The sequence below is a fragment of the Plantactinospora sp. B6F1 genome, assembly GCF_040120695.1.
GTDB lineage: Bacteria > Actinomycetota > Actinomycetes > Mycobacteriales > Micromonosporaceae > Plantactinospora.
In genome coordinates this window covers 341,401-355,753 of sequence record NZ_JBEEAC010000004.1, presented here as the reverse complement: position 1 = coordinate 355,753, position 14,353 = coordinate 341,401, and the positions used below count along the sequence as shown (strand labels likewise).

General features: G+C 72.0%; 10 protein-coding genes. 3 read left to right on the top strand and 7 right to left on the bottom strand.

The genetic code is table 11. The features are described from left to right. Positions 1-3 precede the first annotated feature (3 nt). Genes ABNF97_RS09035 through ettA form a run of 3 tightly spaced genes read right to left on the bottom strand, consistent with a single transcriptional unit; the run spans position 4 to position 3,027 of the window. A complete protein-coding gene (locus tag ABNF97_RS09035) occupies positions 4-807 on the bottom strand; it encodes a DUF8185 domain-containing protein (protein WP_130462381.1) in 804 nt (267 codons plus the stop codon). 47 nt (positions 808-854) lie between these two features. Further along, the gene (locus ABNF97_RS09030; protein ID WP_130465882.1) at positions 855-1,316 is read right to left on the bottom strand and encodes a thioesterase family protein; all 462 of its coding nucleotides are present in this window, start codon (positions 1,314-1,316) and stop codon (positions 855-857) included. Positions 1,317-1,350: 34 nt separating this feature from the next. Beyond that, entirely contained in the window at positions 1,351-3,027 is a 1,677-nt protein-coding gene (ettA, locus tag ABNF97_RS09025; protein ID WP_130462380.1) for an energy-dependent translational throttle protein EttA, read from the bottom strand. A gap of 448 nt (positions 3,028-3,475) precedes the next feature. Here ettA and ABNF97_RS09020 point away from each other — a divergent pair, with 448 nt between their 5' ends. Next, a complete protein-coding gene (locus tag ABNF97_RS09020; protein WP_130462379.1) occupies positions 3,476-4,876 on the top strand; it encodes a trehalose-6-phosphate synthase in 1,401 nt (466 codons plus the stop codon). Between the two features lie 11 nt (positions 4,877-4,887). Next, positions 4,888-7,482: a trehalose-phosphatase gene (gene otsB / locus ABNF97_RS09015; RefSeq protein ID WP_349338247.1), complete on the top strand. Its 2,595-nt coding sequence runs from the start codon at positions 4,888-4,890 to the stop codon at positions 7,480-7,482. A 104-nt stretch (positions 7,483-7,586) separates the two neighbouring features. Here the strand turns inward: otsB and ABNF97_RS09010 are convergent, their stop codons facing one another. Both ABNF97_RS09010 and cobA read right to left on the bottom strand, forming a co-directional pair. Next, on the bottom strand, positions 7,587-9,254 hold the full coding sequence (locus ABNF97_RS09010; protein ID WP_349338221.1) for a glycoside hydrolase family 10-like protein: 1,668 nt from the start codon (positions 9,252-9,254) through the stop codon (positions 7,587-7,589). A gap of 210 nt (positions 9,255-9,464) precedes the next feature. Continuing rightward, on the bottom strand, positions 9,465-10,805 hold the full coding sequence (gene cobA / locus ABNF97_RS09005) for a uroporphyrinogen-III C-methyltransferase (protein ID WP_349338220.1): 1,341 nt from the start codon (positions 10,803-10,805) through the stop codon (positions 9,465-9,467). Positions 10,806-10,919: 114 nt separating this feature from the next. On the opposite strand from cobA, the gene ABNF97_RS09000 reads away from it, so the two are divergent. Beyond that, positions 10,920-12,125 (top strand): RNA-guided endonuclease InsQ/TnpB family protein, encoded by a 1,206-nt coding sequence (locus tag ABNF97_RS09000; RefSeq protein WP_349338219.1) that lies wholly within the window; start codon positions 10,920-10,922, stop codon positions 12,123-12,125. Here ABNF97_RS09000 and cobT read toward each other — a convergent pair. Next, positions 12,122-13,204: a nicotinate-nucleotide--dimethylbenzimidazole phosphoribosyltransferase gene (gene cobT, locus ABNF97_RS08995; protein WP_349338246.1), complete on the bottom strand. Its 1,083-nt coding sequence runs from the start codon at positions 13,202-13,204 to the stop codon at positions 12,122-12,124. The two genes, ABNF97_RS09000 and cobT, sit on opposite strands and share 4 nt — an antisense overlap. Next, complete coding sequence (cobC, locus tag ABNF97_RS08990; RefSeq protein WP_502930466.1) at positions 13,204-14,337, bottom strand: Rv2231c family histidinol phosphate aminotransferase CobC; 1,134 nt, start codon at positions 14,335-14,337, stop codon at positions 13,204-13,206. The genes cobT and cobC overlap by 1 nt, the downstream gene beginning before the upstream one ends. Positions 14,338-14,353 lie beyond the last annotated feature (16 nt).

Below are 14,353 nucleotides of genomic sequence, written 5' to 3'. Positions count from 1 at the left end.
TCATCAGCCGTTCGGGTGATCACGCGCCGGTTTTATCGCAAGCTGACTGACTTTCTGTGACCATGCCACTCCGAATGGTGCGGCCAAGCCAACCCAACGTCCCATGATCCGGACCTGTACGGCGTCCTGCCCGGCGGAGCCGGAGGAGCCGAGAAAGCCCATCCGGACGATGGCCTGGACGAGCCGTTGAGAGATCTCGATCCGGCCGCCGCCGGAAGCCGGACCGGCACCGACGGTGCCGGGTACCGGCACCGGATCGGCGCCGGTTGGGCCGGAAGCCGGAACGGCGCCGGGGGCGGGCATCGGATCGGTGGTCGACGGCGGTCCGGTCACCACCACCGCGACATGGTCGAGCAGGGCGTCCCGGACCGCGCGCTGACCCACCGCCCGCCCGGCGACGCCCTCGGCGGCGGCCCCGCGCAGGGTCTGCGCGGCCGCGACCGCGATCCGGCGCAGTTCGGCACCGGCGATCGTCTCCACCACCGTTCCGGGCCCACCCGGCACCGGCCAGCGCCAGTCGGCGTCCCGGCGTCGGGGCAGCGCCGCACCACCGCGGCCGAGTTCGGCCAGCAGCTCGGCGGCGGAGACCGTGGCGTCGCCGGGACCGGCCCCGGCGACCACCCGGCCGACCAGCACGTCCCAGGGCAGCCGTGCCCAGAGCACTGTCCGGTCCGGACCACCGGCCGCCCCGCCGGGCGACCCGGACCGGAGCCGGACCACCGCACCCGGGTCGAGCCGGGTCAACCGGGCCAGAAAGGCACCGGCGTCCGGCAGGCCGGAGAGCCCGTGTCCGTTCCCGGCCGCCACTGCCGCACCATCCGAAGCGTTCTCCACCGCCGGCACCGACTCGCTCCCTACGCTGGCTTGTCCCGGGTCTCCGGCTCGATCAGGTACCGCCGCAGGAACTCCTGTTCGGAGTCGGTCAGCCGGCGCGGCCGCTGCTGGTCGAGGTCGAACGGCACCAGCACCGACCGGGCCCGGCTGGCCAGCACCGGACCGTCGAACAGCTCGTAGGCGATGGTGAACCGGGACTGCCGCAGATCCTCGACCCACATCTCGATGTGTACCGTCGGGGCGCACTCGGCGGCGGCCCGGTCGAGCGTGTACCCGACCGGACGCAGGTAGTCGATCTCGTGCCGGTAGATCACCACGCCGTCGGCGAACGAGCCCACGCCCCAGGCGCGACCGCCGGCGAACATCAGCGCCACCCGGGCCTCCTCGTACAGGGTGAGGAAGCGGGCGTTGTTGACGTGCCCGTACGCGTCAAGGTCGGACCAGCGCAGTGCGCAGTCGTAGCCGAACCGCCGCCCGTCCACCTGCGCCGCCTGTTCCGGCCGGGCCCGCACCGGACTAGTCACGGGTGAGCTTGCGGTAGGTGACCCGGTGCGGTCGGGCCGCCTCCGCGCCGAGCCGGTCGATCTTGTTCTTCTCGTACGCCTCGAAGTTGCCCTCGAACCAGAACCACTTCGACGGGTCCTCGTCGTCGCCCTCCCAGGCCAGGATGTGCGTCGCCACCCGGTCCAGGAACATCCGGTCGTGCGAGATGACCACGGCGCAGCCGGGGAACTCCAGCAGCGCGTTCTCCAGCGAGGAGAGGGTCTCCACGTCGAGGTCGTTGGTGGGCTCGTCGAGCAGGATGACGTTGCCACCGATCTTGAGGGTCAGTGCCAGGTTGAGCCGGTTGCGCTCGCCGCCGGAGAGCACCTTGGTCGGCTTCTGCTGGTCCGGACCCTTGAACCCGAAGGCCGCCACGTACGCCCGGGACGGCATCTCGACCTTGCCCACCATCAGGTGGTCCAGCCCGTCCGAGACGACCTCCCAGACGGTCTTGTCGCCGGCCAGCCCCTCCCGGTTCTGGTCGACGTACGACAGCTTGACCGTGTCACCGATCTTGACCGAGCCGGCCGTCGGCTGTTCCAGCCCGACGATCGTCTTGAACAGGGTGGTCTTGCCGACGCCGTTCGGGCCGATGATGCCGACGATGCCGTTGCGGGGCAGCGAGAAGCTCAGATCGTCGATCAGCACCCGCTCGCCGAACGCCTTGCGCAGCCCCTGCACCTCGATCACGGTGTTGCCCAGCCGAGGGCCCGGCGGGATCTGGATCTCCTCGAAGTCCAGCTTCCGGGTCTTCTCGGCCTCGTTCGCCATCTCCTCGTAGCGGTCCAGCCGGGCCCTGGACTTGGTCTGCCGGGCCTTGGCGTTGGACCGGACCCACTCCAGTTCCTCGCTCAGCCGCTTCTTCATCTTGGCGTCGCGGCGGCCCTCGACGGCCAGCCGGGCCGCCTTCTTCTCCAGGTAGGTGGAGTAGTTGCCCTCGTAGCCGACGGCCCGGCCCCGGTCGAGTTCGAGGATCCAGCCGGCGACGTTGTCGAGGAAGTACCGGTCGTGCGTGATCGCCATGACCGTGCCGGCGTACTTGGCGAGGTGCTGCTCCAACCACTGCACGCTCTCCGCGTCCAGGTGGTTGGTCGGCTCGTCCAGCAGCAGCAGGTCGGGCGCCTCCAGCAGCAGCTTGCAGAGCGCGACCCGGCGCCGCTCGCCACCGGAGAGCTGGGTGACCTCGGCGTCCGGCGGCGGACAGCGCAGCGCGTCCATCGCCAGTTCGAGCTTGGAGTCGATGTCCCAGGCGTCGGCGTGGTCCAGCTCCTCCTGGAGCTGCCCCATCTCGGCCATCAGCTCGTCGGAGTAGTCGGTGGCCATCTGCTCGGCGATCTTGTTGAACCGCTCCAGCTTGGCCTTGGTCTCCGCCACCGCCTCCTCGATGTTGCCGAGCACGGTCTTCGCGTCGTTCAGCGGCGGCTCCTGGGCGAGCAGCCCGACGGTGTAGCCGGGCATCAGCCGGGCCTCGCCGTTGCTCGGCCGGTCCAGGCCCGCCATGATCTTGAGCAGGCTGGACTTGCCGGCGCCGTTGGGACCGACCACACCGATCTTGGCCCCCGGCAGGAAGCTCAGCGTCACGTTGTCCAGCACGACCTTGTCGCCGTGCGCCTTGCGCGCCTTCTCCAGGACGTAGATGTACTGGGCCACGGTGCGGCCTACCTCCCACGGATGTGATGTCCCCGGCTGCCGTGTTTTCGACCGAGCACGACGTCGGGCTTGCTGTGGACCGCGGTGTCGGGTCACGCCGGCCACGCGGTGCGGCGGAGAGCGCCATCCTCAATCCTGACAGGTCCGGCCCGGCCCGCCCACATCACCCTCCGCCGGGCCCGACCGCAGCCCCACCGCAGCCCTCACCGCAGCCGCCGAAGGCTGCCCCGGCGCAGCCGCCGGAGCCGCCGTCAAGGCTGCGCCCGAGCCGCCGCCGGAGCCGCCGTTGGCGGCTGCGCCGGGCCGGCGGAGCGGGTGGCCATGATCACCTTGTGTTTCTCCACCCCGTCTCGTTGGGCAGTAACTGTGGCACTGGGGGTTAGGCACCGCAGCTACGCTCAGTACGCTCAGCGGTGGACCAGCCGTCATCACCGGAGGTGCACTGATTGTGACCGTACGTAGCTCGTTCGTGGTCGTTGCGAATCGCCTGCCGGTCGACGAGGTGACCACACCCGAGGGACGCCAGTGGCGTCGCAGCCCGGGAGGACTGGTCACCGCCCTGCATCCGGTGCTCGCCCAGCACCAGGGCACCTGGGTCGGCTGGGCCGGCGGGGTCGGCGCCGCGCCGGAGCCGTTCGACCTGGAGGGGATCCGGCTGCACCCGGTGCCGCTGAGCGCGGAGGAGCTCGAACGCTACTACGAGGGCCAGTCCAACGCCACGATCTGGCCGCTCTACCACGACGCGGTGGAGACTCCGGCCTACAAGCGGCGCTGGCGCGAGGCGTACCGGCTGGTGAACGCCCGGTTCGCCGAGGCCGCCGCCGAGGTGGCCGCCGAGGGCGCGACGGTCTGGGTGCAGGACTACCAGCTCCAACTGGTGCCGGCGATGCTCCGCGAACTCCGGCCCGACCTGCGGATCGGCTTCTTCCTGCACATTCCGTTCCCGCCCATCGAACTCTTCATGCAGATGCCGCTGCGCGCCGAGGTGCTGCGCGGGCTGCTCGGCGCCGACCTGGTCGGCTTCCAGCAGCGGCTGGCGGCGCAGAACTTCGTCCGGCTGGCCCGGCACCTGCTCGGCCTCCGCTACCAGGGCCAGATGATCCAGGTGGACGGCCGGCAGGTCAAGGCGGGCGCCTTCCCCATCTCGATCGACGTCGCCGAGATGGAGCGGATGGCCGTCGACCCGACGGTGCAGGCCCGGGCGAAGCAGATCCGTACCGAGCTGGGCGACCCGAAGACGGTGATCCTCGGGGTGGACCGGCTCGACTACACCAAGGGGATCGAACTTCGGCTCAAGGCGTTCCGCGAGTTGCTGTCTGACGGAAAGTTGACAGTTCCCGACGCGGTTATGGTGCAAGTTGCTACGCCAAGTCGGGAACGGGTGGAGCACTACCAGGCACTCCGGGTCAAGGTGGAACGTGAAGTTGGTCGAATTAATGGCGAATTCGGCCGTGTCGGTGTACCGGCAGTCCATTACCTCCATCAGTCGTACAGTCGCAGTGAACTGGCCGCGCTCTACTGCGCGGCCGACGTGATGATGGTGACCCCGCTGCGAGACGGAATGAATCTGGTGGCCAAGGAGTACGTAGCAACGCGCGCCGACTCGGGCGGCGCCCTCGTGCTCAGTGAGTTTGCCGGCGCCGCCACCGAGCTGCGCCAGGCATTCCTCTGTAACCCGCACGACCCGGACGGTGTCAAGGACGCGCTGCTGCGCGCGGTCCACGTCGACAAGGTCGAGGCCCGGCGCCGCATGCGCATCATGCAGCGCCACCTGCGTACCCACGACGTCGGGCACTGGGCCCGTTCCTTCCTCAACGAGTTGGGCGTACCCGAGACGGAGGACGAGTGAAGTCCGGCTCCCTGCTCGACGGGGGTCCCCGCACCCTCGACGTGATCGACCCCGAACTGCGGTCCGCGATCGGCCGGATCGCCCGGGTACCACAGCTCCTGGTCGCCTGCGACTACGACGGCACGCTCGCGCCGATCGTGGAGGACCCGACCAAGGCCGTGCCGCTGCCCGAGTCGGTCGCCGCCGTACGCGCGCTGGCCGCGCTGCCGCAGACCACCGTCGCCGTGGTCTCCGGGCGGGCCCTGCGTGACCTGGCCACCCTCTCCCGGCTACCCAGCGAGGTGCATCTGGTCGGGAGCCACGGCTCCGAGTTCGATATCGGTTTCGTCGAGCGGCTCTCCCCCGAGCTGATCGAGGTACGCACCCGGCTCCGCAACGAGCTGCGCCAGATCGTCGCCGGCAGGGCCCGGGTACGCCTGGAGACCAAGCCGGCCAGCATCGCGGTACACACCCGGGGCGCCGACCCCGAGGTGGCCGCCGAGGTCGTCGCGGCGGTGGACGCCGGCCCCGCCATCTGGGCCGACGTCACCGTGACCCGGGGCAAGGAGGTGATCGAGCTGTCGGTGATTCCCACCGACAAGGGCACCGCGCTCGAACAGCTCCGTACCCAGCTCTCGGCGAGCGCGGCGCTGTTCCTCGGCGACGACGTCACCGACGAGAACGCCTTCGCCAAGCTGCAGGGGCCGGACGTCGGCATCAAGATCGGTCCGGGCGAGACCCGGGCCGCGTACCGGATCGACGAGCCGGTCGACGCCGCCCGGGTGCTCGGGCTGCTGCTGGAGGTACGCCGCAACTGGCTCTTCGGCGAGCGCGCCGTACCGATCGAGCGGCACTCGATGCTGGCCAACGGGCGTACCGTCGCACTCGTCACCCCGGAGGCGAGCCTGACCTGGCTCTGCCACCCCAAGCCCGACTCCCCGGCGATCTTCGCCGACCTGGTCGGCGGCAACCCGGCCGGCTACTTCAGCGTCGCGCCGGAACGCGGCGGCCTGCCGCTCGGCCAGCGCTACCGGACGGGCACCATGACGGTGGAGACCCGCTGGTCCGGGCTGACCGTCACCGACTGGCTGGACCGGCCGTCCACCGGCGGCGTGCCGGCCGGATCGGCCGTGATCAGTGGCGACTCGACCCTGGTCCGGGTGCTCACCGGCGCCGGCCGGGCCCGGTTGGAGTTCGCCCCCCGCCCCGAGTTCGGCCAGGTCGCCGTCCAGCTCCAGCCGCTCGGCGACGGACTCCTGGTGCTCGGCTCCAACGAGCCGATCGCGCTCTACTCCCCCGGGGTCGAGTGGGAGATCGCGAGCGACGGCGGCTACGAGACCGCCCGGGCCGTGGTCGATCTGGCCGCCGCCGGCGGCTCGATCAGCTGCGAGCTGCGGTTCGGCTCGCACAACCTGGACCACCACCGGGTGCCGGTGCACGAGCGGCAGGCGATGGCCGAGCAGCCATGGCGGGACTGGGTCGCCGGACTGCGGCTCCCCACCTCGGCCCGGGACCTGGTCGGGCGCAGCGCGCTGACCCTGCGCGGCCTGGTGCACGAGGCCAGCGGCTCCATCCTGGCCGCCGCGACCACCTCGCTCCCCGAGGAACTGGGCGGGGTACGCAACTGGGACTACCGGTACTGCTGGCTCCGGGACGCCGCGATGACCGCCCGGGCGCTTGTCGACCTCGGCTCGCTGAACGAGGCCGAGGGCTTCCTACGCTGGGTCGACGGCTGCGTCGAGCGCACCGGCGGGCACCCGGAGCGGCTGCACCCGCTCTACACGGTGGACGGCTACGAGCTGGGCGCCGAGGCGGTCATCGACACCCTGCCCGGGTACGCCGGCTCCCGGCCGGTCCGGGTCGGCAACCTCGCCAACCACCAGCTCCAGCTCGACGTCTTCGGGCCGATCGCCGACCTGCTGGCCGCCGTCGCCGACCTGCGCGGCGCGGTGCACGACACCGAGTGGCGGGTGCTGGAGAACATGGTCGAGGCGGTCGCCCGGCGCTGGCACGAACCCGACCACGGGCTCTGGGAGGCCCGGCTGCCTCCCCGGCACCACGTCTACTCCAAGGTGATGTGCTGGATGACGGTGGACCGGGCGCTGCACGTGGTGCGGCGGCACGGCGACGGCGACCGGCAGGAGTGGGTCGAACTGCGCGACCGGATCGGGCACAACGTGCTGGAGTTCGGTTGGCACGCCGGGGCAGGTGCCTACACGGTGGCGTACGGGGACGAGGAGATGGACGCCTCCTCACTCTGGATCGGCCTGTCCGGCCTGCTCCCCGACGACGACCCCCGGTTCCTGGCCACCGTGCTCAAGGTCGAGGCAGACCTGCGCAGCGGCCCGGTCGTCTACCGCTACCGGTGGGACGACGGGCTGCCGGGCCGGGAGGGCGGTTTCCACATCTGCACCGCCTGGCTGATCGAGGCGTACCTGCGTACCGGTCGACGCTCCGACGCCGAGGAGCTGTTCAGCCAGATGGTGGACACGGCGGGTCCGACCGGGCTGCTCCCCGAGCAGTACGACCCGATCTCCGAGCGCGGCCTGGGCAACCACCCGCAGGCCTACAGCCACCTCGGCCTGATCCGCTGCGCCCTCCTGCTGGACGACATGGTCAAGGCGTGACGATCGCGCGGCCGGGTGACACCGTGCTTCTTCGGTGACACCGCCGCTTGAGTGCTGTAGTGGCCTCACGGCCTCCCTGAGGCCACTACAGCAGGCGACCAGCGTCAGCCGACCGGCGCGGAGGTTCCGGCGGCGGCGGGCTGGCTCTCGTGGTGCAGGCGGGAGACGGCGGTGATCAGGTAGGCCGGGTCGCCGACCGGGGGCGGGGCGTTGTCGGTGAAGCGCTGGGTGCCGGAACCGGCTCGCTGGAGCCGGAGCAGGTTACGCGGAGCGTCGATTCCGCAGCCGGCGGCGTCGGCGCGGTAGATCGCGTAGTAGGCCGGCGCCGTGCCGCCGGACGGGGCCGACCAGGTCAGCTCCACCCCGGTGCCGACCCGACGGGCGGCCGGTGACCGGACCGGGCCGGGCGCCGTCCCACCGAGCCGGGTGTTCACCGGCACCAGCGCCGGATAGCGGTAGAAGTCGGTCCGCAGCCGGTCGGTGAAGCCCAGCGGGTTCGCCAGCAGTTGCTCGATCGAATAGTAGATGTCGCCGGAGACCCGGTGGCTCCGGTTGCGTACCAGATGGTCCGGCATCTCCTCCGGATCACCCCACTCCCCGATCCGGTACGCCGCCTGCCCGACGTAGAGCTGCACGTCGGTGCCGGCGACGACCTCGGACCACCAGGGCACCAGAACGTCGTAGTCGGCGGCGGCGAAGCCGATCGTCCAGTAGAGCTGCGGTGCCACGTAGTCGATCCAGCCCTGCTTCACCCACCTGCGACTGTCGGCGTAGATGGCGTCGTAGGACTGCAGGCCGGTGGTGGCCGAGCCGAGCGGATCGGTCCCGGCGTTGCGCCAGATACCGAACGGCGAGATGCCGTACCTGACGTGCGGCTTGACCTGCCGGATCCGGGTACCCACCTCCTGCACCAGGGTGTCGACGTTGGACCGCCGCCAGTCGGCGAGCGACCGGCCCGCCCCGTACGCGGCGTACTCGGCGGCGTCGGGGAAGGTCTGCCCGCTCACCGGGTACGGGTAGAAGTAGTCGTCGAAGTGCACCCCGTCCAGGTCGTACCGGGTCACCGCGTCCATGATCGCGTTGACGGTGTGCCGCCGGGCGGCCGGCACGCCAGGGTTGTAGTAGAGCTTGCCGTCGTAACGCTCCACCCAACTCGGGTTGGTTCGGGCCGGATGTCCGGCGGCCAGCCTCGTCGGATCGCCCTGGGTGCTCACCCGGTACGGGTTGAACCAGCCGTGCAGTTCCAGGTTGCGGGCGTGTGCCTCGGCGACCGCGAAGGCCAGCGGGTCGTAGCCGGGATTCCCGCCCTGGCTCCCGGTCAGATACTGCGACCACGGCTCGTACGGCGACGGCCAGAACGCGTCAGCGGCCGGTCGGATCTGCAGGAACACCGCGTTGAGCCGCAGGGCGGCGGCCTGGTCGAGCAGGTTGCGCAGCTCGGCCTGCTGCGCGGCGGCGGTGAGCCCGGCTCGGGACGGCCAGTTGATGTTGGAGACGGAGGCGATCCAGGCTCCTCGGAGCTGTCGCTTCGGGTTCTCCCCCACCGGGCAGTCGGCGGCGGCGCTCCGGACGCCGTTCGCTCCGCCGGCCGCAGATCGGGCAGCCGCCGTCGACACACCGACGGCCGGCGGCCGCGCCGCACCGGTCACCCTGGCCGGCTCGGCGGTCGGCGACTGCGCCGCACCGGCCACCGCGCCCGAGCCGACGGTCGTGAGCAGGGCCAGCAGGCCCGTCAGCAGCAGTCGCCGCGCGCCCGTCCCACCTCGTGCCATCGCCAGCACTCCTATCGTCGGCCGGCCCGGCGGAGTGCTGATGGTGGCACGCACCCAGCGCCGATCGGCCGGGGCGACCCGCCTCACGTCGGCGCACCGCCCCGGCCGCACGCAGGTCGCGCCCGGCATCCAGTGATGGCGATAAGTTTCGCCCAGCGGAATCGATATGTAAAGATACTTCAACCAGTGCCTGAGGGCGACCGGGACGCGTCAGGCGACCGGGGCTGCGGAGGTTCCGGTTCCGGTTCCGGCCGGAACTCCGGCCAGTGTCGTCGCCACCTCGCCGAAGACCACCACCGCCGGGGCGCGGAAGCCAGCCGCCTGCGTCTCGGCCGCGACCGCGTCCAGCGTCGACCGGAGCACCCGCTGACCGTCGGTCGTGCCCTCCTGCACCACGGCGGCCGGAGTTTCCGGCGGCCGGCCGTGCGCTTGCAGAGCGGCGGCGATCGCCGGCAGGTTCCTCAGCCCCATCAGCACGACCAGGGTGCCCCGGAGCCGGGCCAGCGCCGACCAGTCGACGAGGGAGTCGGGATGTCCCGGCGGGAGGTGCCCGGAGACGACGGTGAACTCGTGCGCCACACCTCGGTGGGTCACCGGGACACCCGCCGCCGCCGGAGCGGCGACCGAACTCGTCACCCCGGGAACCACCGTCACCGGTACCCCGGCCGCGGCACACGCCAGCACCTCCTCGCCGCCCCGGCCGAAGACGTACGGGTCACCGCCCTTGAGGCGTACCACCCGGGCACCGGCCAGGGCCCGCTGCACCAGTACCCGGTTGATCTCCTCCTGGGTGGCGGCCGGACCGTGCGGGATCTTGGTGGCGTCCACCAGCTCGACATCGGGCCGCAGCTCGTCGAGGAGCAATCCGGGGACCAGGCGGTCGGCGACCACGACGTCGGCCTCGGCGAGCAGCCGCCGGCCACGAACCGTGATCAGTTCGGGGTCGCCGGGGCCAGCGCCGACCAGTGCGACCCGGCCGACCGGGCCGGCCACTGCCGGAGGGGCGGTGGTGGTCGGCTCCGACCCGTCGCCGCCGGCCCGCCCCGCCGGCACGCCGCTGCCGCCGGCAACGGCCTCGTCCGGCTCGCCGCCGACGCTGAGGGTTCCGCTGACCAGTTTTTCTCGGATCGCGTCCCGGACCGCCACCGCCCGGCGTGGGTTGCCCCCGCCGAGCACCGCGACGGTGACCGGGCCGTACCGGGTGACCGCCGGGGTCCAGGCGGTCGCGGCGTCCCGGTCGTCGGCGCGTACGCAGAAGATCCGCCGGTCGAGCGCGGCCGCGCTGACCGCCTCGGCGGCAGCCGGATCGTCGATCGCCACCTGTACCAGCCAGGCCCCGTCGAGGTCGGCCGGTGCGAACTCCCGAGCGACCCACTCCAACCGGCCCGCGTCGACGTGTGCCCGCAGCGCCGGGGTCAGCGCGGGGGCGACCACCACCACCCGGGCCTCCGCGTCCAGCAGCGCCGGCACCCGCCGGGTCGCCACCGCCCCGCCACCGACCACCAGCACACGCCGGCCGGCGAGCCGCAGCGCAAGTGGATACATGATCATCGGAAGCCGCCCGAGCAAGCCCTGGCTTCAGCCATGGGGAGGAGAGGGTGGTCAGGCGTGGTCGGCATGGCATCGGCTCCTGGCGGCTGGGCGAAACTGTCGGATGCGGCTGGGATGCTTCCAGTTGTGGAGGAGACGGTGCGGTACACCTACCGGTTGCGCCCCGGCGTGACCGCAGAGGCCGTGCTGTTGGCGGAGTGGGGGCGGTGTCGCTGGTTGTGGAACGAGGCCGTCCACCAGTACAAGACCGGCCGTAAACCCACGTTCGGCAAGCTGTCTAAACTGCTGACCGAGGCGCGGGCCGGCTCGTCGTGGCTGCGGGAAGGCTCTCAAGTCGCCCAGCAGCAGACGTTGCGTACCTACGCTCTTGCCCTTCAACCCTCCTTCACGGTGAAGGGGCGAGGTCGCCCGACAGTCAAGCGGTTGAAGGACACGCTGCCCAGCCTCGAATACACGGTGCGCGGGTTCTCGATCCGCGACCGTCGACTGCGGCTGCCCGGCGGCGTCAGAATTCCGGTCGTCTGGTCCCGCGAGTTGCCGTCCGCTCCGACCAGTGTCCGGGTCTACCAGGACTGCCTCGGGCACTGGTACGCGTCCTTCGTTGTCCGCCGCGAGGCCGCATCGGCGCCTGACGTTGCGGGTGGGATCGGTGTGGACTGGGGTGTCACGACGACCGCAACCACGACAGATGCCGCCTACGACCTGCCGTACCTCGGCCACCGCAAACGCTGCGCCGCCGAACTGGCCAAGGCGCAGCGCCGGATGGCCCGGCGTCGCAGGCCGAAGGGCGCTCCGCCGTGGAACGGCTACCTGCGCGCCAAACGGCAGGCGGCGAAGCTGGCGAAGAAGGCGGCCCGGCAGAACAGCCACGACGCCCGCATCTGGGCCAAGAAGGTCATCGACAACCACGCCACGATCGCCGTCGAGGACTTCACACCCACATTCCTCACCAGATCCCAGATGGCCCGCAAGGCCGCCGACGCGGCGATCGGGGCGGCGAAGCGGGAACTGGTCGAGCGTGGCATGCGGGCGGGCCGGAAGGTGGTGCTGGTACCGCCCGCCTACACCACGATGACCTGCTCGCAGTGCGGTACGAGAGCCAAGCACCGCCTCGGGCTGGATGTCAGAGTCTTCCGGTGCGACACCTGCGGGCACACCGCCTGCCGCGACCGGAACGCCGCGAGGACGATCCTCGCCACGGCAGAGCGCGACCGTGCTGGCGCCGACGACGTGAGACATGCGATCACCTCCTTCCAGGGCGGTGGTCTCGTGCGGTCTGAGCCAGAAATCCCCCGGCTTCCAGCCATAGGGAAGCGTTAATTTTCCGACACTCCCGCCGCGTCGAACGTGGCCACCTCGTGCAGAACCCGCACCGCACTGGCGACCACCGGATAGGCAAGCAGGGCGCCGGTGCCCTCGCCGAGCCGTAGGCCCAGATCGATTATCGGCAGCAGGCCCAGCCGGTCCAAACCGGCGCTCGCGCCCGGCTCGGCCGAGCGGTGCCCGGCGACCATCGCGCCGACCGCGTCCGGGGCGAAGGCGGCCGCCGCGAGCGCGGCGGCGACCGCGCTCACCCCGTCCAGCAGCACCGGGACACGCCGCGCGGCGCCGCCCAGGACAAAGCCCGCCAGCGCCGCGTGCTCCAGCCCGCCGACCGAGGCCAGCGCCCCGAGCGGATCGGCCGGATCGGGTACGTGCCGGGCCAGCGCCGCCCGCACCACGGCCACCTTGCGGGCGTACGTCGGATCGTCGACCCCGGTGCCCCGTCCGGTGGCCTCGGCCGGGTCCATCCCGGCGAAGGCGGCGATCAGCGCGGCGGCAGCCGTGGTGTTGCCGATCCCCATGTCACCGGTGACCAGGATCCCCGCACCGGTGTCGACCAGGTCGTACGCCACCCGGATGCCGGTCTCGACCGCACTGCGTGCCTCGTCCCGGGTCAGGGCGGGCTGGACACTCATGTCCCGGCTGCCGGCCCGCACCTTCGCGTCGACCAGCCGGGGAGTCGAGCGGCCCGGCCGCTGCGCCGGCACCCGTACCTGCGCCACCGGGGTGGCCACCCCGACATCGACCACGGTGACCGCGGCGCCGGACTGCCCGGCGAAGGCGTTCACCACCGCACCGCCGGCGAGAAAGTTGGCCACCATCTGTGCGGTGACCTCCTGCGGCCACGGGGTCACCCCCTGGGCGTGCACGCCGTGGTCGGCGGCGAAGATCGCCACCGCGGCAGGCTCGGGCAGCGGTGGTGGACAGGCACCGGCGAGCCCGGCCAGGCGTACCGAGAGTTCCTCCAGGGCGCCCAGCGAACCGGCCGGCTTGGTCAGTCTGGCGTTCAGGTCCCGAGCCGCGGCCATGGCCGGCTCGTCGAGTGGACCGATCTCGGCCAGGGTGGCGTCCAACATCATGCCTCCAGGATTCCGGCCAGCGCGGCCACGAAGAGGTCGGTGGTGGCAGTGTCCCGTACCGCGAGCCGGAGCCAGTCGGGGCCGAGCCCCGGGAAGGTGTCCCCGCGCCGTACCGCGAAGCCCCGGTCACGCAGGGCCAGCCGTACCCGCGCCGCCCCGGGCAGGTGCACCAGGACGAACGCGCTGGCCGGGGTGCCCGCGACGCGTACCAGGGGCAGCTCGCCGAGGCGCCGGACCAGGTACGCCCGCCGGGCGGCGAGCCGGGCGGCGATCCGGCGCTCCGCCTCCACCGCAGCGGGCGTGGCGCAGGCCGCCGCCGCGGCGAGCGCCGGGGTGGAGACCGCCCAGAGCGGTTGCACCGCCGCCAGCCGCTCGACCAGCTCGGCCGGAGCGAGCAGGTAGCCGATGCGGAGTCCGGCCAGTCCCCAGGTCTTGGTGAGGCTCCGCACCACGACCAGCCCCGGTAGGTCACGCCGGGCCGCCAGCGACTCGGGTTCGGCGACGTCCCCGGCGGCCCCGGCTCCACCGCCCGCCCCGGTGCCAGCATCGGCATCGGCATCGGCGCGGATGGTGGAGTCGGCGAAGGCCTCGTCGACGACCAGCACCCGGCCGGGGCGGGCCAGTCCGGCCAGTACGCCCGCCGGGTGGAGTACCGAGGTGGGGTTGGTCGGGTTGCCGACGAAGACCAGGTCGGCGTCGGCCGGTACCCGTCCGGGGTCCAGCCGGAAGCCGCTCTCCGCCGGCAGCAGTACCCGCTCGACCCGGTGCCCGGCCGCCCGCAGCGCCGCCTCGGGCTCGGTGAACTGGGGATGCACGACGACCGGCCGACGCGCGGCCCGGAGTGCCTGGGCGAGCAGCACGAACGCCTCTGCCGCCCCGGCGGTCAGCAGCACCTCGTCGACCGGCCGGCGATGCCGGGCGGCGACGGCGGCCCGGGCCGGGGCTGGATCGGGGTAGGCGGTCAGCGCCTCCAGCGAGGCGACGATCGGCTCCCGCAACCAGGCCGGCATCGGATGCCGCTGGACGTTGACCGCGAGATCCACCAGCCCCGGAGCCAGCTCGACGTCGCCGTGGTGACCGAGATCGGGCTCGGCGGGTTTCGGTGCGGGTGCTGGCCGGTGCATGGGCATGATCCTGCCGGGCGGC